Origin of the sequence: Phocaeicola dorei, from assembly GCF_013009555.1 — a bacterium.
Lineage (GTDB): Bacteria > Bacteroidota > Bacteroidia > Bacteroidales > Bacteroidaceae > Phocaeicola > Phocaeicola dorei.
Genome location: NZ_CP046176.1, coordinates 4,855,629 through 4,877,231 on the forward strand (window position 1 = coordinate 4,855,629; position 21,603 = coordinate 4,877,231).

The following is a 21,603-nucleotide window of genomic DNA, read 5'->3' on the forward strand; positions in this document are numbered from 1 at the left end:
TCTTTTCATATTTATCAATCATCTATTTCTCTTTTTGCACCTGAAAACTAAACAAGGTGCAATGCTCATAAGCTTTCTCCGGTAACACCAGGCAAGAAGGAAAATCCGAATGAGAAGGAGTATCCGGATAAAATTGTGTTTCCAAACAGATGGCTGTATCCGGTCGGTCATAATATCCCGCTGTATACAAAAGAACAGCAGGCAAATCAGTCATCACTGTCATTTTTCTTCCTGTAACAGGTTCATATAAAGAAGCAGCCTCTAACATCTCCTCAGACATTTTATCTTTCAATATATAGCAATGATTATATCCTTTATTCCAAAGTAATTGCTCATGATCAGCATATAAGTCTGCACCTACCGGTTTTAGGGAAGTAAAGTCAAACGGAGTATTTTTCACCTTCATCTTTCTTCCCGTAGGAATGAACGCCGAGGTAGTATCCAATATCCGGTCAGACGAAATATGCAACCGATGCTCTGTTATCTTTTTTCCATTTCCGCGCAAATTGAAATATGCGTGATTAGTCATATTGATGTAAGTAGCACAGTCTGTTTCCGCATAATGCCGTACAGAAAGTTCATTGTCCTCATTGAAACGATAGTCTGTTATCACATGGATATTTCCCGGGAAACCTCCTTCTCCGTCTGGCGAATACAGACTAAAACGGATGCCATCCGGTAATTCTTCCCATTGCCACACCTTGTTATGAAAGCCGGAAAAACCTCCATGATTGGTATTATTCCCATCATTAACTTCCAAATGGAAGGTTTTCCTATCTATTGTAAAAGAAGCATCAGCAATACGATTGGCAAATCTGCCAACAGTTGCTCCCATATAATAAGAATCTTTCAAATAATCGGACAAGGTATCATAACCGATCAAAATATTGGCTAATGCTCCCTGAACATCGGGTACTGAAGCTGTAATCCAACGTGCCCCCCAATTAGTGAATTCCATATAAGCTCCCGAGGAGTTCATTACGGTAAATCGTAATATAGGTTTTCCGTCAGAGGTATAAGTTTCTATTTTATGTATTATTTTCATATTATTCCAAATTTCAGAAAAAGAAAAAGCATCAGGTAGGAAGCAGATGTTTCCTCCTGATGCTTCTAATTTATATGGATAGAAACAATTTATTTGCTATATCCCGGATTCTGATCTTCAGGGCCGAATGCATCATTTGTTTTAATTTCAGTATCAGGAATAGGATAGCGCTTATGGAAATCTTGAATTGTCCCTGATTCTTTTGCCCAACGGTTACGTTCTTTTATCAATTCTACAAATTTATTAGTACGAAGCAAATCAATACGTCTCCAACCTTCGAAACAAAGTTCACGCAAACGTTCATCCATTACTTTATCACGGAATTCATCTTTGCTCATTCCCGAATTCCATTTCTTATCTTCTGGCAAGTTTCCTCCCCATGCACGAGTACGAATTTGATTATTCACGATCTGTACTGCTTCCGAAGTCTGTCCTAATTCATTCAGACATTCAGCATGCAATAATAATATATCAGCATAACGAATCATTGAAAAGTTCTTACCAGAATTCCACATGTTATTAATGCCAAGCCCTGAAAGAATATCTGTACGATAGTCTTCATATTTCTTTATATGCGGTTCCAATTCATCTGTAGTTCCCGTCCATTGAGTCTTTGACAAATCAGGAGTTACATATTCAAATGTTCCATCTTCTGAATATTTATTAGTATAATACGTAAAATCATAACGCAATGCTTCTTCTTTACGCAAATCTCCATCTTCCCAAATGCCACCTTCTTCTACCGTCTTATAAGCAAAAGGAGTCGGAACTAGAAAGTCGTAACCAGAGAAAGAGCATCCCTGACCAAACCAAGAGTCACATGCACGAGAACCACAATCAAACTCCCAATAATTACAATCAGGATATACATTATTAAATTGCAACTCAAACAATGACTCTTTTGTATTAGGATTATCATAACGATACAAGTCAGCATAATTATTCAGCAATTCATATCGCCCCATATTAATAATAGTCTTAAAACATTCATCAGCCTTGGCAAAATCCCGTAATCCTGTCTCTTCCGGAGCTGCCATATAAGCCTTTCCTAACATGGCCCATGCAGCCCCAACAGTAGCACGCTGCGGTTCACTATTATAAGACTCAGGCAAATTATTGGTAGCAGTAATAAAATCATTAATAATATATTCCCATACAGTCTTTAAAGGTTGACGTCCCAAGCCCAATTCATCAGTACGGTTCATATCTATCACAGGGATTTCACCCCAATACATACTTAATTCAAACATTAATAAACCACGAATAAAGCATGCCTCTCCCATCAACTGTTTAGCACGTTCCGGTTCTTCAGTGGTCATACCCAATGCATATATAGCTTTAGCAGCTGAAACGACAGCCGGCCAACGGTTGTTCCAAATAGAACTAACCTGAGTAGATGTAGGATTCAACTGTCCATTATATTTATCCATACCGGCTTGATCGCCTGAAGAAATCAACTGATAATTACCCTGCTGTGTTTCATCTGTCCCCAAATAAGGCATCAATCCATTACGTCCTTCTTTACAGCCCCTATAACTCTTATACAATCCAAGAACTAAAGGTTCTACATTATCTATTTTTTCAAATACTTGTTCTTCAGTCAAAGATCCCGTAGGTTCTACCTGCAAAAAATCCGAGCAAGAGGAGGTTTTCAGTGCAAAGGTCAAAGCCAAAGCATATATCGCACTATATCTATATATCTTTTTCATTGTTGTGTTTTCTTTTAAAGTTAGACTATTTATTCTATCCTTCCATTAAAAAGCCAAATTAAGACCAAAAGTATACATACGTGTAGGAGGATACCAATCACCAGTTTCCGGATCATAACCATTATAATTAGTTAAGCAAAAAAGATTAGAACCAGTGGCATAAACACGCAGGTTAGCCAGTTTCAGAGCATTTATCACTTTAGTTGGGAAAGTATAGGCCAATGTCAGAGCAGACAAACGCAAGAAAGAAGCTTTCTGTACACTAAAATCCATAGAACTTGCACCATAATGATTATAATCAAAGCCAGCCAACACACGTGGAAATTCAGCATCTGTATTTTCAGGAGTCCAACGATCCAACAAATCCGTTGATGCGACTCCAGATCCAGTACTTCCAATCAAAGTTTCATACCAAGGACTCAATTTTTTAGCCCCATAAGAATAACTGAATACTGCATTTAAAGACAATCCCTTCCAAGAAAAATCTGTAGAAAAACCGCCATAAAACTTAGGATCAGTGGAACCAATTACAACACGGTCATTTTGATCTATCTGTCCATTATTATCATAATCCAACGGATACAAATCACCAGGATTCACATTATATCCATTCCAATTTATTTTATTCAAACGATCCATATCAATTTCTTGGGCGATTCCACCTGTTTTCCAAATATAAATTGTGTTACGAGACTCACCAAGGAATAAATTACCTTCTTTTTGAATATTACGATCACTATCTACATTATATACAACATCATTATCACCATATAATTGAGTTACCTTATTTTTATCCATAGACAATGTAGCTGCAAAATTCCATTCAAAATCTTTAGCTCTTACCAAATTGGCATTCAAAGCAAATTCCAAACCTTTGTTTTCAATCGCACCTATATTTTCAATAGTACTGCTGAAACCAGTAGTCGTAGGCAACGAATGGCTCATTAACAAATCCTTATTTTTTATCAAGAAAGCATCAACAGACAAACGCACTCTATTCTGTAAGAAAGCCATATCTACTCCTAAATTCCATTGTTTTTGTTTCTCCCAACTAATATCTGGAGTACCACGTCGCCCATTGGAAACAAAAGAATTCGTATAACCTGTATCGGAAGTACCCGTATAGCTGACATTATATAAAGATAAATAGGCAAAATCATCAATATTCTGATTACCAACGATACCAAAACCAGCACGTAACTTTAACTGATCAAAAATCGTCTGATTTTTCATGAACTTTTCTTCTGTAATATTCCAAGCTGCAGACACAGACGGAAAAATACCCCACTGATTTCCTTTAGCAAATTTAGAAGAACCGTCGTAACGCGCTGTCGCCGTCAATAAATATTTACCCGCATAGTTATAGTTAACACGAGCGATATAAGATAATAATGTTTGCTCGGACCAAGCTGTACTTAAGCCGCGCTGATCTTTTTTATAACCAGATCCCAAACTATGATATCCAAATAAATTAGTGCCAAACCCTGTTGCCGTAGCATTAATATAATTATACGTAGTCCGTGTAGCACTGGTACCAACCATCGCATTCAACTTATGTTTACCGAAAGAGGCTTCATAAGACAATGAATTATCCCATTGCCATACAGTACGTGTATCTCTATCATCTTTGGCTTCACCTTGTGTTCCATAACGTTCCGACTCATAAATATCATTCGGGGTATATTTATTTTGCTGCTTTTGAGCATAATCAATAGAGAAAGTAGAACGCAAGTTTAATCCTTCAATAGGATTGATATTAATATAATTAGAGCTCAACAAGCGATTATACACCAAATCATTATCGACTTTCAAAGAACGTAATGGATTAAAATTATTTTGGTCAAAAATACCTTGCCAATTTAAAGTTTCAATCTCATCAGAAATTTCCAACATCGGATTAGCACAACGTGCACGATTCATTACTCCATCATCAACCAACGTGTTCTCGGTACGTGTAAAAGTTGTATTAGTACCTACTTTCAGCCAGGATTTAATCTGTTGATCCGCATTAATACGTCCTGTGTATTTTTCTTGTTCAGACTTCTCAATTACACCTTTATTGTCTGTATAACCAAAACTAATATAATAAGAACCTTTATCATTGCCATTCGAAAGACTTACTACATGATTGTGTTGTACTCCAGTACGGCTCACAGCATCCAGCCAATCATAATTTTTATTATTGTTGTAGGCATCGAATTCATAATCAGCAAAAACAGTATTCGATCCCATTATCACATCATTGATATAAGCATTGACATCTCCATCAGGATTTGTTTGCATATAACCATTCGTATAGGCCTCCTTTCTAAGTTCAAATAATTGACGAGTATTCATAGTTTTTGGAGTATTAGCATAGGTCTGAAAGCCAATCCAGCCATCATAAGAAACTTTACCTTCGCCTTTTTTACCCTTCTTAGTTGTAATAACAACAACACCGTTGGAACCACGTGAACCATACAGAGCTGTAGCTGATGCATCTTTCAAGACCTCAATAGAAGCCACATCATTCAAATTGACTGCATTAAATCCAGAGAATGAATTATCCATAACCATACCATCTACGACATAAATAGGGTCTGTAGATCCATTAATTGTATTAATACCACGAATTTTAATAGATGCATCATCCGTAGGACGCGTAGGTTGAGAAATGAACACACCTGCGACACGACCTTGAAGAGCTTGATTTACATTTGTTACTGGTTTTTCTTCCAATACTTTAGAACTAACACTGGCAACAGCTCCCGTCAAATCACTCTTCTTCATCGCAGTGCCTACAACAACCACTTCATCTAATGTTTCAGTATCCTCCGACATCACAACTTTGACTGGTTGGTTACCCATTATTTTAACATCTTGTGCAACATATCCTATATAAGAAATATGCAATGTTTCCCCTTTCTGAACTGATAATGTAAATTTACCATCAAAATTGGTAATAGTCCCATTGGCTGTACCTTTTACCACTACACTTGCACCAATGATAGGTTCGGATGTAACATCCACCACCTGTCCTGTAACCGTTATGTTCTGTGCTAGCATATTGCAGCAACAAAACATGATAAGGATTAAATTAATAAGCCTAATTCTTTTCATAATTTGTAAATTTAAGTACGATTTAAAGTTTATATTGGTTTATTCTTCCACTTTGAAAATTACAACATCACATGCAGGAACCGTTACTTCCAGATTGGTTTTAGCAGTACTTTCAATGCCACTCCATAATTCTTTCAGCCTATATTCCTTTGACGAATCCAACCCCAGACGCTCTAAAGCTGTAGTCATCTTCAACTCTTGATCCATATAGTTGAACACAGCATAATAAGCCTTACCATCCTTATCCATGCGTACAAACTGATTTTCTGACTTTTCACCATTCCCATCTACAGGATGGAAAGATTCCCCATTGGCTATAGCATTGATCTCAGCATTAGTCAGATATTTCATCGCCTTCTCCTTCACTTCTTTAGAACCGCCTTTGCTGAAATCATCTCCAGCAATGAAAATTCCTGTAATGACCCCCGAAGTAACACGCGCTCTGTTCTCACCATCTGTAGCATCACGCAATACAATATGGTCAGGATCATTAAACTGATAAACCTTATCCTGCCACCAACCGTATGAAAGTGCATTCAAGGTATATTCAGTATCCTTCATCTTATTCCACGCATCACAAGCAATTCTTCTAGACTGAGCATAATGAGCAGGAAAAACAGGAGAAATAGAAAGATTGATATACATATCGCCAAAATATTTGTCAAGCAATTGCATTCCATAGTTATATCCCTGAATACCTGTTTGTATTTCCGGATTATACCATTTGTCAGCCTCCATCGCCCCATGTGTCATAAAATCCATTTTCACATATTCAAAACCTGCCCGATGAAAGAGTTCCGATGTACGCTTCATCATAGCTTCAATAGCTGGATGGGTAGGATCAACAGCATACGCTCCGTCTAATTCCTGCGGTTTTCCATTTGCATAGAGATACACATCTTTATATTTATACCCCGGAATTTCTTTTATTTCACGTTCAGGATTTTTAGCCCAATCAGTAAACGGAGTCCAATAAACGCCGGCTATCTGACCGTTTGCCTTACATCTATCCACAAAAGCTTTCAACTCCTCTTCTGAAAAACTATTCCAACCAGAATCCAAACCTGTATAAACCAGATTATCCGAATTCACAAAATGATGGGACTGCAAATTCTCTTTATAAAAATCAGAAACTTCCAATGCTTTCGGATAGGTCAGATTAAATTGCAACGCTCCCCAGCTGTTCCAGCCAAAAGGAACAGCTTTATCCCAAGCTTTGGGCGGAGCAATCACAGCATTAGCCTGAGCGTATTCTTCCATGCCTTCACGCCAGTCTTCAAAAAATCCTACTAAAATCTTAGGCGACTTGATTGTCGTACCTTTCAATGCACCGTGAGGTTTCGAATCACGCGTTGTCTTATCAGCAACACCCCCATAACATACCAATGAACCTACATTATATATATTACCTTTACCTATTGTTATACCTGTTTTCCAAGAATCGTGTTCCACAGAACCTATCACCATAGCTTCACGATCATCATTATTAAATATGGCAGTAACTTCATAACTAGTCAATTCTGTAAATGTGAGCGGATGAGATTGGTATCTGATCCAACAGTCATTATCGAAAGGAATGAAAAGCGCACGATTATTTTCACCCTGGTTCAGGACTTCAGACATTCGGTCCACATTGACCGGCGCCATATAATTCGAAGCCATTTCAGACGTACTTTCCAAAGTAAAATCTGTCAACACATAATCCTTTGTCGGATATACATAAAAAGATTGAACCAGTACAGGCAAATTATTCCCAGTATAAGTCACCTCATAATGATACCCTTCTCCAAAATGATCATTGATTTTTCTTGTAGAAACATGATGCTTTGCATAATCACGAGTCGAAACAACACTGTCGGCCAATTTATAAGCTGCATATACATTATCATAAATAAGCTTAGAGCCTTTGCTGATATCAATACCATTAGCGTGAGCATCGTACTCCAAAGACCATTCACCGACATTTAGATTTGCATTTTCAGTACACCCGGACAAAATAAGACCGGAAACACTCAATGCAGAAACACAGAGAAACAATGATTTTAAAGTTAACCAATTATTCTTCATAATATTATTAGTTTGTCAAAGAGATAAATCTACTTAAGGTTTGCTTTACTGTTCGGAATTCTTTTCCTTTCAAGCATGGTCAAAAGTAGGCATATCTTGACAACCTGTTAATATACAAACGCAGCAATAAATAGGATTTTTGCAGCAATGACTCATCTGCGTCCGAAGAATCCGCAAATGTGTCATTTTTTGCTGCATTTCTTTCAATCAGAGATTCTCCGTCAAATCTATTTTAGCTTTTTCCTTGGATGTTTGATACTGTTTCTCAAACTCTTTCGGAGTCATTCCGAATTGTTTCAGGAATAATTTACTGAAATAAGATGAAGAGTTTATTCCTACCATATAACAGATATCCCCAATACGGTATTTACCTTCCTGAATCAATTCGGCCGCTTTTTTCAAACGGATCAACCGAATGAAATCTATGGGTGAAAGATTAAACAGAATCTTTATTTTCCTCAATAAGCTGGAACGGCTCATACATAAGATATCAGCCATACGTTCCACATTGAAATTTTCATCTGAAATATTCTCTTGAATTACATTAATTACTTTATTCATAAATTCTTCATCCGCCTTGTTCATCTGCATATTATGCACAGGAAAAAAAGGACGTTTAGAGAATGCCTCACGTTCTTTTCTACGATTGCTGAGTAAAGACAAAATCTGACTCTTCAAATAATTGAAAGAAAAAGGTTTCTCCACATAAGCTTCCGCTCCTATCTTCAATCCGTTAATTTTACTCTCCAAATCGTTCTTGGCGGTAAGGAAAATAACCGGAATATGACACAAATCAATATCCCCCTTTATTTCCTTACATAATTCATAGCCATTCATCACCGGCATCATGATATCACTGATTACCAAATCTATGTGATTACTACGTAAAACATCCAACGCTTCCTGTCCATTCACAGCAGTTTCCACCGTAAACAAAACTTCCAATCGTTCAAAGATAAAAGATCTCATACTTTCATTGTCCTCTACTAACAATAAAGTATAACCTTTCATTTGGTCTGTTTCTGTTGATGTTTCCTCATCCAATACTTCTATATTTTGCTCCACTACCTTCTCTATTTGCTGCCTTACTTCCTCTTTATTCAAAGGAATGATCAAAACAAATGTATTCTCCGGTTGTTCTATATCCAAATAAAGCCTGCCTTTATGTAAAGTGGCTAGCGAACGAGCTAAAGGTAATCCTATGCCTACTCCCATCCGAACTGTATCCTTCTTCTCCATCTGATAAAAGGGTTCAAAAATCTGTTGGCTGGACGCTTCAGGTATCTTTTCTCCGTCACTGACAATACGAACTGTAAAATCAGCTTCATCTTGGAATAAATCTATCGTAATGGTATGACGGGCATATTTCAAAGCATTATTCAACAAATTACTCAATACTTTTGTGATAGCCTCCTTATCTATGGCAGCCATAATTCTTTCTTGGGGAATATGCTGCAATAACTCTTTCTGCTTTTGCAGAATAGTAGGCTCAAAACGAGCAATCGTTTCATTCAGCAATGCCGTTACATCAACCGTTTCAAATTTCAGTTCAAATTTGCTCGCCCCTATTTTCTGAAAATCAAGCAACTGTCCAGTCAAATCTAATAATCTCTTGGTATTCTGCCCGATTACTTTCAAATTCTTATTCAATTTCTGATCCTTGATATCCATTTCCTCAATTGCTTCCAACGGACCATTTATCAATGTCAAGGGCGTGCGCACCTCATGAGCTATTTCAGTAAAGAAACTGACTTTTGATTCATAGAGTTCTTTCTCCTTCTCAATTTCAAATAACTTCTGCTTTTCTTCCATCTGTTTCTCTTTGCGTCTTCTATACCAAAAGAACCAGCAAAGTACAACACAGATTCCCCATATAATATACAGAAAATAAGCCCAGACGGACTGCCACCAAGGAGGCAGAATAACAATGGATAAAGACCGGGTAGCATAAGGGCCTTCTTTGGCACTATTGGTAGCCCGCACTTGCAAGATATAATCTCCCGGAGGCAGTTTAGCGTAAGAAATATTCTGATTACTCGCTGCCCGTATCCAGTCTTTGTCCAACGGAACTAATTTATAATAATACTGATTGGACTCCGTAGTAGAATAACTTAATAAAGCAACATCGAAACTAATATTTGCCTGATCATAAGGTAATATAATTTCATCTGTATGTTCTATACACTTTTTCAAAGGAGAATTAGGAGTGTGAACTGTTATTTCCTGATTATAAATGCTGAACTTTGAAATATAAACAGGTGGTAAGAAATTTATTTTCTCTGAAGAGTTAGGATCAAATGCAATCAATCCGTCTATACCACCAAAATAAAACTTACCGTCCTCACCCTTCAAAGCTGACTTATAATTAAACTGATTCCCTAATAGACCATCTTTAGTGGTATACACCCGTATATCTTTTGATTCCGGATTAAATCTAACCAGTCCACGATTTGTTCCAAACCATAAATTTGATTGTTCATCTTCCAAGATCTTATAAGCCACATCATCTGGTAAACCGTCTTTGATAGAAAAAGTAGTAAAATCATCCGTTTGAGAATTATAACAACAAATACCACCACGATCCGTAGAAATCCAAATACGGCCTTTACAATCCTGCATGACAGAACTCACAGAATTAGAGCTCAATGTATTTTCCTTACCTTCCTCATGAGTATACTTTTTAAAAAGATTCTTATGGGGATCATACTTCCATAACCCACTTCCCATGGAGGCGAACCACATCATTCCATCTTTATCTTGAAATACATCAAAAATCCAATCAAATCCCACTTCTTCCACTTTGTCAAAATGAAAACTTGTAGGAGCAGCTTTATAAAGTCCCCAGCCTGTACCAATCCACTTATATCCTTCATTATCTATAAAAAAAGTATAAACACTTCCTTCTCCTATATTTAACTCCTCAGGAGTATAATGACAAACTTTATTCTCGGGTAATTGAATCACATCCAATCCTTGCTTAAACAAGCCACAGAACAATTGGCTTCCTTTGACAAACATTCCCAAAGTAACCATATAGTTCCCTTTATCATAATCGTTCAATCTCAACCGCCTTACCTTTCCGGAAGCAATATTTAATATGTTCACCCCATCATCTTCAGTGCCAATCCATATGTTACCCTTATTATCAGAAGCTATCTCTCTTACCCGTTTCGTTGTTAATGAGTTCCCATCACTCCCAGGTACATATTTATCAAACAATAAATCATGATGAGGCAGATAATCCACCCCGCCAAACATGGTTCCCAGCCAAATTCCCCCTTCCCGATCTCGGTAAATAGTATAAATAATCTTATCTGACAAACTGAACGGACGCATCAGATCTTGCTTCAAATGAACTATTTTATTCTTCCTCTCATTTACAACAAACAAACCTTCGTGAGTTCCCACCCATAGTTCATTGTCAAAACAGGCTACATTACGTACAAATGTATGGTTAGCCTCCGGTATATCTATTTTTACCAGCTGATTCGTACCGGGATTATATTTCATTAGTTCCCCTTCATGAATAGCCATTGCAATCCAATCACCATAATTACAAATAAAATTAATATTCTTTCCCTTTAACGAACGCCCGGTTTTATCAACACAATATTGTTCAAATTTATCCGTATTTCTATCATATCGAAAAAGTCCGACTCCCCATGTACCAACCCAAACATCACCATCAGGGCGTACCAAAATACAATCCGGAGCTTCTGTTTTAAAATGCTCTTTGTTGGTTACTTCATAAAAATAAAGCTTCTCATCCTTATAGCGAAAAACTCCCTGATCAGGAATTACAATCCAAATATTCCCAATAGAATCCGCCACAATATTAGATACCCAATTATTCATATTCACCCCTTCTTCTGTTTCCATATTCATTGCCGTGAATATATCCAAGGCAGGATTATAACGATAGACTCCTCTATCCGTTCCTACCCATAACTGACGTTCCTTATCTTCAAACAAAGCAGAAATATTATGGTTTCCCGTACCGGCTACATAGTCATCACAGTTCATCTGTACAATAGAAGTTCCATCAAAACGGTTCAAACCATTTTTTGTACCAAACCACATAAACCCGTAACTATCCTGAATGATAGCCTTCACATTACTTTGTGATAGTCCATTCTCACCCGTTATATGAGAAAAATAAAAATTGGACAATCCCCTATCAACTGCCTGTAATGTAAATACAACATACAAACAACATAAAATGAGCAAAGTCTTTTTCATAGCTTGTTCAAAATTTGAGTCAAAGATAAAAGAAAAAAAGGATAAATAATGCCAATATAAAAGAAATAGAGGGTTGCCCCTCTATTTCTTTTCACGAATGACTATTACAAATCCCCCACCAGAAGCCATAAACATTTCAATAATATTCTTATTATCTATATCCATTATTTTATGTTCGTATAAATTAGCATTCTTGTTACTTCTTTTTTTATCCTGAAAAATTTCAATGGTATATTTCTTATCCTGAGGCAGGAAAGAGCAATCCACCTGAATTGTTCTCTCTCCCCAAGCATTCAATCCGCCTATATACCAAGTATTTCCTTTCTGCTTGGCCAACACGGCATATTCGCCCACACGGGCAGCTAAGGGAATCGTCTGATCCCATGAAGTCGGTACTTCCGCTAAATACTTTAAAATATCAGGATACTTACGATACTCATCCGGAGAATCACATAAACTGGCAAATGGTGCGGAAAGTACAACAAACAAGGCCAATTCATGTGAACGAGTCCCCAATGAACTAGGCAACCCCGGATCGATCGGCTTAAATTTCTCCAATGTGCTGTTACGCATCGAACCCGGAGTATAATCAATTCCACCTCCCAGCATACGGGCAAAGATACATTGAAGCTGATAATCCGGATTAGAAGTGGTATCCCACTTAAAACATTCCGCACATCGCATGGCTTCATAAGAAAGGATATTAGGATATGCCCGATGAAGTCCGGTAGGCTTGCTGCATCCATGAAAATCCACCATAAGATGCCGCTCAGCACAAGCCTTTGCCAGATTTTCATATTGAGGGATTATTTGGGCATCATCACGATCAAAAAAATCTATTTTTACCCCAACAGCACCCCATTTGCTGATAGAATCCAAATAACAATGCGGATGTTGGAATAAAGTAGCAGCAACAGTCCAAAGCCATACACCTACTTTTTTTTCTTTTCCATAGCGTATCACCTCTTTTATATCAATATTCTTATTCAAATCAGCATGATTAAAAACATTGCTCCAACCGGCATCGACCAGCAGATAAGGTATCTTGTTTTCGGAAGCGAAATCAATATAATACTTGTACATCTGCGTCGAAAGGTTTTGATGACCGGAAGGGAAAGGAGCTTTTTCCAAAATAGCACAATGCCACCATTCCCAAGTTGCTTTACCAGGACGAATCCAATCCGTATCCTTTATTTGTTGGGGCTTGGCCAGTAAGTAAATCATTTCATTAGTCAGTAGTTCCTTATCATCCTTGGCTACAATAGCTATACGCCAAGGGAAAGCATGATTACCAGCAGTACGTGCTAAATAATTCTCCCTCTCTTTAACTACCGTAATAAAATTTCCCCAACTGCCCATCTCTATTTTTTTAGGATAGGCCGCCCAATAACCTTTCATCTTGCCATCTTCCTTACGAAGATACATACCCGGATAGTTATTCAAATCTGATTCAGCCACCACAACACGCACATTCTGCATCTTGTTTGTAAATAAAGTTGGTGTAATACCATATTTATGTTCTTCTATTTTAGAAATGCCCTCGTAAAGCACATTGCTCAACTCCCAAGCTGTAAAATCAGTTGTTTCGGGTAAAATAACTGCCGGATCATCGCCCAGATTAAAAGAAGCTTCTTCATCAGCTACAATCAAAGAATCCTGCTCCGGAAGATTTCCACAAAAACGATATGCCATTCCTTCATTATACATCCGGAATATAACTGAATAACCATCCTTGAATTTCAAAGAAAGTTCATTATAATGGTCTGTTAATTCACGATAGTTACCAGCTACCGGATAAACCTTCTCGGAAGTACTCCTTGTAGAAGTTCCTACCACTTCACCATTCTTTCCCCATATATTTCCATTTTCCATCGTCATACAAATAGCAGAGGGATGAATGACAGGCTTACCTTCCAAACTTAAAGAATATTGTAATACCCTTCCATTCTCTATAGTAAGTGCCAATTGCCCGTTTGGGGATGATAATTCATAAGCTGACGGTGTTTGTGCCTGTGCAAAAACGCACAGACACCATGTTACCAACAAAAGGAAAATATTCTTTTTTTTCATACGGCACACAAGTTACGATGGATTTGTCCACCTTGATGATTAATATCCAATTCTCGCACCTTATCCAAAAAATCAATGGCTTTTCCCATTTCACGCAATCCTAAACAACCCAGTCCCATCACATAATTGCAATGAATGCGGTTACGTTTATCCAAGTCATCTTCCCAAATAGCCAAATCAGGCAGAGAAACAGCAAAATAATCAATCCGGCAGTGGTCAAATAAATGCTTTTCACCATGCTTTATCAATTTGTTAAAGCAACCGCACGCCTTGTCTTCCCTGCCCAATGCACGCCATGCCAAACCTTGATAGAAAATCTTGTCGGGCTGTTGGTCATTGTAAAAGAAAGCCTGTTGTGGTTCTGACGAGCCAATGGTTGCTTTGGTGAAGCAATCTATAGCTTGTTGCTCATTTCCCAATCCACGAAGCGCCTCACCTTTATAATACCAGATATCATTCTCTTCAGCATTTGCCAATTTTCCCTCACCCAAATTAAATGGATAAACATTCGTTTCATCCAAAAGGACTAAAGCATCGGCATAACGTTTTTCACTTAAAGCAATCTTTGCTAATTCTATACGGCACAATACATATTGTCCGGTGATTTTTCCTTCTCCTCCTTCCCATGGATGGAAATTACGTGCGGCAATCAATTCTTTTGCTTCAGTATAGCGCCCTAGTTGATTATACAAAGTGATACGCTCAATGGACAGATCATCACGCTGTTCCACTTCAGACAGATGTGCTTCCAAAAAAGCCAAACGTTCTGTATGAGGTCGGCCTAAACGTTTATAAAGTTGGTCCAACTCCATTAATATACGAGAATCGTGCTCATCCAATGCATAAGCTTTTTCCAGAGTTTCCAAAGCCCTTTGTTTATCATTACGCTTATTATAATAAGCTAAAGATAAATTACGCCATACGGTAGGGAATGTTGGCTCTATAGCAGCCGAATGTTCCCAACAAGCAATAGCATTATCATACTGACGGTTAGCATACCAAAAGTTTCCTAAACTATATGCCGCTTTTGCTCCATGAATATTCAAACGTACGGCATCTTGAAGAATCAATACTTCTTCTATACGATTCGGGAAACAATATGAATGATTTTCCTTTTCTGCTCGCTGATAATATTCCAATGCTTTACTCTCATCTCCCTTACAGGTATGGAAATACCCCATTGTATAATAAACGACAGGATATACTTCTGTAACTCCGGTTACGTAGCATTCCAACAAAGAAAGAGCTTCCTCGTACAGTCCGGCAGCAGCAAAATCCAATGCATATTCTATATATCCGTGAGCCCAGCCACGCATCAACTTTTTCATTTCCTCCAACACTTCCACATCCCGGGTCAACAAATAATGTTCAAAACGGCATCCCATATTAAAACGATCTATCTGCAATGATTCGGCTACGAGCGCCAAAGCTTCCTCTTTACGACCCAATTTGCGTAGAATGGAAATTTTCAACTGACGCGCTTTGTGATTATGCCAATTACGAATCAATGAACGGTCTATCTTGTCCAAAGCACTTTCATACTTTCCTTTACGAGTGTCAAGTTGTGCTAGTGCATAATAAGCCGCATCCTGCCAAGCAGCATTCCATGCCGACTTAAAGAAAGCATCATAAGCCTCATCCCATTTCTGTTGCATCATACAACTCCAACCCCAATTATAATAAGGTTCACCGTCATAAGGATTCGGATTACGTTCAGTCAAGGTTTCCACCGCTTTCCGGAAATAGCTCTCCGCCATTGCAAATTGTCCTTTACGCATCAACAATAACCCTACCGCATTGTTACAACGTACATCTCCCGGTTCACGTCTTAATGCTTCCATATAATAATCCATCGGATTATAAGTAGCATGGCGATATTGTTCCAAATGTAGTCCGGTCAAAAACAGTTGTTCGACAGAAGCAATATCTTGAGGATCTTTAGCAGCTTTAGCAGGATCAGGAACCGGCTTGATTTCCGGCTTATCCGCTTGATAAGAAAGCAAAATTTGTCCTTCCTTATCACGAACCTCTACACATACCTCCTCTTCTTTTAGTCCTTCTGCCGCAAAAGTCGTAATAAACGGTTCTGATGGCGAAATTTGTGTAGTCTTATCCAATAAAACAGTGCCTTTAATAGCTTTTACTATAATACGTACTCCACTATTCACTCCCGTAGTATAAAGCACCAAACGGGCTTTACCTTCCTTTATTTCCAAATTCAGCAAAGCATCTTTAGTTGCATTCTTTACATAACCCACTTCACTATAAGGCATAAAATACTGTACCCATGATTTTTCCTCATAGGGCTGTAACCAAGTAAAGTCCGGTTGGTTATCCGTATACATACCGGTCATCAGCTCAATGTAAGGTCCATCCTCATCGGTCAGATTGCGATCCCACGCCTTACCGAAATCACCATTCCCCCATGTCCATTGTTTCTTTCCCGGAGAAACATGATGATCGGCCACATGCAGCAGACCGCCATGGGCATCTTCTTCATAACCACCTACAAAATCATATTTAGACTTGATAGCCATATATGATGTAGGAACCGGAATATTTTTATATTTAGAGATATCCACCCCAGCAGAATAATCCTGTTTATAATAAACTCCTGTAGCAATAGGAAAAGAAGAAACATCGCGCTTGCCATGATCGAACACCGCATTCACATCAGGTGGAAATACCGAATGATAATGGTCATTGACTACTACTGCAGGATTGGCCCACCACAAAAAAGTCTGAGGGAAAGACGTACGATTATAAATCTTCACTTTTATTTCTATATAAGCTTTGCCCGGATAAAGCGTAAATCCCTGCATACCTTTGGTGCGGAACATTCTCTCCACTTCATTGCACCATACTGTCTTACTGCCATCCGCATTTTCCTCTATCAAAAAATCAGTAGGCAAAAAAGTAGAAGGACGGTGATGCTGAGGCCAGTTAAATTCGATGCCTCCAGAAATCCAAGGTCCTGTCAATCCCACCAATGCCGGTTTCACTACTTGGTTGTAATAAACAAAATGACGTTTTTTCACCTTATCATAAGCCATGTGTATACGACCACCCAGCTCGGGAAGTATCATCACCTTGATGTATTCATTCTCGATAAACAATGCATGATACCTCTTGTCTGCTTTTTTATCTGAAATCTTCTCTACCACCGGATAAGGATAGACTGATCCGGAACTTCCCTGATAAACCCTTTTTTCAAGAAAAATAGGATTCTTCTCTTCCTTTCCTATCTCATAAGTAGGAAGCATGATATCTTCCTCCCATGCACGCACCTCACTGCCATGAACGGTACTTTGAATTAAATATTGAGTTATTTTCTCCATAATAAATATTGTTATTTCACTAATTCTTTTTCAATTTCTTCCAAGCTCTTCCCTTTGGTTTCCGGCAAACGGAACACAACAAATATTCCTCCAGCCAGGCAAATCAATCCATACAACCAGAATGTTCCGGCAGCTCCCAAACCACTATTCAGCATTGGGAAAGTATAGGTAAGTATAAAACAAGCCGCCCACAAAGCGAAAGTGCAAACAGACATAGCAACTCCACGAATACGATTCGGGAAAATCTCTGAGATAATGACCCACATCACTGTAGCCAAAGTCATGGCATAACAAGCAATGGCCATCACGACAATAATCAATAGAACAACTCCTGTGATATGAAAATAATAAGCGGCTCCCATAAAGGTATAAATTACTGCCAAGCCAAATGATCCGATCAATGTCAATGCCTTACGTCCCCAGCGGTCTACCACAAACATAGCTAGAATAGTAAATATGACATTCGTAATACCGGTCACCACAATATTCATCAAAACATCAGACACGCCATAACCTGCTGCCATAAATATTTCCTGTGCATAGTTAAAAATAACATTAATGCCACACCATTGCTGCAAAATAGCCATAACAACACCTATAGTCAACACTTTATACATAGCAGGATTTAATAATTGACGGTAGCCTCCTTCTTGCGTCTGGCAGGCTGAAGCAGCTTCTATAGCAGCCAACTCAGTAACAGCATATTCCTTTCCTCCCATACGAGTAAAAACCTTGAGTGCCGCCTCCCGTTTTCCCGAAGAGGCTAACCAACGAGGACTTTCCGGTAATATAAAACTAAAAACAAAGAACAAGGCGGCCGGGACAGTCATTGCCCAAAACATCCAGCGCCATCCCATCTGTCCGTTCCATGATTCACGGATCATTTCATGAGTAGCTCCTAATGCCACAGGCTCAGCTATCTGCCAATTTACAATCTGAGAAGTCAAGATACCTAATACTACCGTCAACTGATTGATGGACACAAACCGTCCACGCAGATGCGCCGGAGCAATTTCTGCTATATACATAGGTGACAAACTAGAAGCAATCCCTATAGCAAAGCCCCCTACCAAACGAAATACATTAAAGAAAGTAAAAGAATGAACAGCCCCTGTACCGACAGCCGTACAGATAAACAGTCCTGCCGCCAAAATCAAAATCGGCTTACGTCCCAAACGGTCACTCAGCTTACCGGCACTTAGTGCCCCAAACAAACAGCCAATCAAGGCACTGCTCATTGCCCACCCCTGCATGACAGGATCATTTGCTATACCAAAGTATTGTTCATAAAAAGGTTTTGCTCCTCCGATTACCACCCAGTCATATCCAAACAGGAAACCTCCCATAGCAGAAATCAAAGCGATAAGAAATAGATAAAAATTAGATTGTGTTTTCATGAATATCATATATTAGTTAGTTTTATAATGCAAAGTAACAAGGATTCAAGGACTTAAAGAATAGAAAAAATTACTGAGAACATGGACAATATTACTATTTCATCACTTTGCAGGTTGTCTTATCATAAAACGAGGACTACACCTCAATATACTAAGATGTAATCCTCAATCAAGCTATGCAAAGTAGCCTGTTTTTTTACAATAACTCCAGCAAATCTCCACGTTTCATATCCACCGTTATTAAACCCTTTGCATCAGGATTTGCAATTGCCTCCTTACCATTTAAAAGCACTCTATATTTTTTCCCTTGAGGAATTTTCACTTTTAAAACCTGATCAGCAGTAGCTTTTAAAGAAGCTTTATTGATGACAGCATTCGTCCATTCAGCAGTTGCTTCAGCTCCTCCCTTTAAACACAGACCTTTAAAACTACCATCTTTCCATTCAACAGGCAAACAGGGTAAGAATTCTACATAACCCTCATGATTCTGTATGAGCATTTCTGCCATACCAGCTGTACCGGCGGGATTCCCATCAAACGAATAAATATCACCTTCCGCACCAGCAATGCCACCAGGAGATACAGTCATTAAATTTTCACGTGAAAGCTTGCCCTGTAACAATTGGACACTCTTATATGCTTCCTGCGCATCTTTCAACCGAGCATACATACAAATCATATTGGCACGGCTCCATTCTGTATCTTCCCAGTTTTCGGCAGACAAACGATTCTCGATAGTCTTACGGGCAGCTTCCGCCAATTCGGGAGTCTTCTCCAAAGTGATCTGGGAAAAAGGATACAAAGCTAGCAGATGGGAAGTATGACGATGATTGGGATGCGCTTCTTCAAAATCTTCAAACCACTCACGGATAGCACCATTGGCACGTAACTGGATAGGAGGAAGCTGAGCGATAGCGGTACGCAGGCTATCGGCAAACTCACGGTCTGTATCTAATATTTCTGAAGCCCGGACACAATTCGACAAGATCTCGTAGGCCAGTTCACGGTCACAGGCAGGCATCATGGAAGCAACCATTTCTTCACCACCTGCTGTACGGAACCAGTTTTCGGGTGAGATGCTCGGTCCTGTCATCAGATAACCACTCTTCGGGTCTTTTGCCAAGAAATCCAAAATGAACTGTGCATTACCTTTCAAAAGCGGATAGGCAGTTTCGGCCAGGTATTGCTTATCTTGTGTAAATTCGTATTGTGTCCAAAGATGAGAAGCAATCCATGAGCCTGCCATAGGAAACAGTCCCCAAATAATCGTGCTGGATGCGGGAGTATATCCCCATACATTAGCGGTGGTATGGGCAGTCCAGCCTTTACATCCGTAGACCACTTCAGCAGTCTTCGCACCGTGATGAGCTAAATCCTTTATATAGGTAAAGAGGGGGGCATTACATTCGGCAAGATTACCGACATTGGCTGCCCAATAATTCTGTTCAGTATTGATATCCAAATGATAATCATTCGTCCACCCCATATTACAAGCCTTGTTATCATTAAAGAAACCTTGCAAAGCTATGGGCAGGGGAGAGTTCTCGCGCGAACTGGCAATGGTAAGATAACGACCATACTGGAAGAACAAGGCATCCAGTCCGGTATCGGTCTTGCCTTCCTTCACTTGTTTCCAACGGACATCCGTAGGCATCGCCCGGTTAGCGTCTTGCCCGAAATGGATAGAAACACGATTGTACAACGTATTATAATCCTTTATATGCGCCTGCTTCAATTCATCATAAGATTTAGCTGCAGCCTTCTCCACACCGTCAGCACAAAGAGTCTTGTAATCAGGACTTTTATAATCAGTACGCACATCGACAATCAAAGTCACGGCATCAGCTTCTTTGATACTTACCCCAGACTGTTCCATCTTTACCTCTCCGTTATCGGCCAAAACGGCTATTCTTCCTTCAAAACAGACTCCGCCCGGACCATGCAAAGGAAAATCTACTTTTCCGGTAAACACCAATTGGTTATTTTCTACAGAAAGATCAGCTTGACGCATCAAATCCAATCCCATGTTCATAGTAATGGACTTTTGCTTATCAGCGGTCAAGCGGAGTACGAGAACATTATCCGGGTTTGTAGCAAAATACTCACGTTTATAGTTCACACCACCGGAGTTGAAAGAAACGCTGCTGACAGCCTCATCCAAGCTTAACGAACGGCGGTAGTCGGTCACTTTACCTTCGGGGTAAATGAATTGCATCTTCAAATCTCCAATGGGAAGATGAGTTCCGAAAGAAGTCTGGTTGCCATGAAGATTATCTCCGGCTATACGGTTTCCTTCCGATAGTTTTCCCTCAAAAAACAACTTTCTGAGCTGGTTCATTTTCTCCCGTCCGAAAGGTTTGTTCTGGTTCTCATTGTACTGGCCGGACCACATTGTCGATTCATTCAATGCCAGTTTCTCTTCCTCTATTCCACCATAAGTCATAGCTCCCAAACGCCCATTACCGATAGGTAAAGATTCCATCCAAACTTTTGCCGGTTGGGCATACCACAATTCTGTAGTTTCACAGGAATCAGTTGCACTCTGGCATCCGGAAAGGGCCAAAGCCATTGCTGCTAAATAAGTCTTAAAATGTTTCATATTTTTCATGATTAATAGTTTCTTCTGAAACAAAAGTAGA

9 protein-coding genes are annotated in these 21,603 nt (G+C 39.0%); all 9 read right to left on the bottom strand.

What is annotated here, in order from left to right; translation table 11 throughout:
* Window positions 1–22: 22 nt before the first annotated feature.
* The 9 genes from GKD17_RS19870 to GKD17_RS19910 all read right to left on the bottom strand — a co-directional run bounded on the left by GKD17_RS19870 (window position 23) and on the right by GKD17_RS19910 (window position 21,563).
* On the bottom strand, window positions 23–1,045 hold the full coding sequence (locus tag GKD17_RS19870; protein ID WP_007838855.1) for an aldose epimerase family protein: 1,023 nt from the start codon (window positions 1,043–1,045) through the stop codon (window positions 23–25).
* 89 nt (window positions 1,046–1,134) lie between these two features.
* Window positions 1,135–2,754 carry a RagB/SusD family nutrient uptake outer membrane protein gene (locus GKD17_RS19875; protein WP_007838856.1) on the bottom strand — a complete coding sequence of 540 codons (1,620 nt, stop codon included), beginning with the start codon at window positions 2,752–2,754 and terminating at the stop codon, window positions 1,135–1,137.
* Between the two features lie 45 nt (window positions 2,755–2,799).
* The gene (locus GKD17_RS19880) at window positions 2,800–5,853 is read right to left on the bottom strand and encodes a SusC/RagA family TonB-linked outer membrane protein (RefSeq protein WP_007841136.1); all 3,054 of its coding nucleotides are present in this window, start codon (window positions 5,851–5,853) and stop codon (window positions 2,800–2,802) included.
* Between the two features lie 39 nt (window positions 5,854–5,892).
* Window positions 5,893–7,920, bottom strand: a complete 2,028-nt coding sequence (locus tag GKD17_RS19885; protein WP_007838859.1) for a hypothetical protein — start codon at window positions 7,918–7,920, stop codon at window positions 5,893–5,895.
* A gap of 207 nt (window positions 7,921–8,127) precedes the next feature.
* Entirely contained in the window at window positions 8,128–12,159 is a 4,032-nt protein-coding gene (locus tag GKD17_RS19890) for a hybrid sensor histidine kinase/response regulator transcription factor (protein WP_007838863.1), read from the bottom strand.
* Between the two features lie 81 nt (window positions 12,160–12,240).
* A complete protein-coding gene (locus tag GKD17_RS19895; RefSeq protein WP_007838864.1) occupies window positions 12,241–14,229 on the bottom strand; it encodes a glycoside hydrolase family 97 protein in 1,989 nt (662 codons plus the stop codon).
* Window positions 14,226–17,567: a DUF5107 domain-containing protein gene (locus tag GKD17_RS19900; protein WP_007838866.1), complete on the bottom strand. Its 3,342-nt coding sequence runs from the start codon at window positions 17,565–17,567 to the stop codon at window positions 14,226–14,228. Before GKD17_RS19900 ends, GKD17_RS19895 begins: the two co-directional genes overlap by 4 nt.
* Before the next feature lie 11 nt (window positions 17,568–17,578).
* Window positions 17,579–18,973: a sugar porter family MFS transporter gene (locus tag GKD17_RS19905; RefSeq protein WP_007838867.1), complete on the bottom strand. Its 1,395-nt coding sequence runs from the start codon at window positions 18,971–18,973 to the stop codon at window positions 17,579–17,581.
* Between the two features lie 187 nt (window positions 18,974–19,160).
* Window positions 19,161–21,563: a glycoside hydrolase family 95 protein gene (locus tag GKD17_RS19910; RefSeq protein ID WP_007848339.1), complete on the bottom strand. Its 2,403-nt coding sequence runs from the start codon at window positions 21,561–21,563 to the stop codon at window positions 19,161–19,163.
* Window positions 21,564–21,603: the final 40 nt, after the last annotated feature.

Bases quoted from the DNA above. Each gene is read 5' to 3' on its own strand.
- GKD17_RS19870 (WP_007838855.1), bottom strand. From the start codon at position 1,045: ATGAAAATAATACATAAAATAGAAACTTATACCTCTGACGGAAAACCT.
- GKD17_RS19875 (WP_007838856.1), bottom strand. From the start codon at position 2,754: ATGAAAAAGATATATAGATATAGTGCGATATATGCTTTGGCTTTGACC.
- GKD17_RS19880 (WP_007841136.1), bottom strand. From the start codon at position 5,853: ATGAAAAGAATTAGGCTTATTAATTTAATCCTTATCATGTTTTGTTGC.
- GKD17_RS19885 (WP_007838859.1), bottom strand. From the start codon at position 7,920: ATGAAGAATAATTGGTTAACTTTAAAATCATTGTTTCTCTGTGTTTCT.
- GKD17_RS19890 (WP_007838863.1), bottom strand. From the start codon at position 12,159: ATGAAAAAGACTTTGCTCATTTTATGTTGTTTGTATGTTGTATTTACA.
- GKD17_RS19895 (WP_007838864.1), bottom strand. From the start codon at position 14,229: ATGAAAAAAAAGAATATTTTCCTTTTGTTGGTAACATGGTGTCTGTGC.
- GKD17_RS19900 (WP_007838866.1), bottom strand. From the start codon at position 17,567: ATGGAGAAAATAACTCAATATTTAATTCAAAGTACCGTTCATGGCAGT.
- GKD17_RS19905 (WP_007838867.1), bottom strand. From the start codon at position 18,973: ATGATATTCATGAAAACACAATCTAATTTTTATCTATTTCTTATCGCT.
- GKD17_RS19910 (WP_007848339.1), bottom strand. From the start codon at position 21,563: ATGAAACATTTTAAGACTTATTTAGCAGCAATGGCTTTGGCCCTTTCC.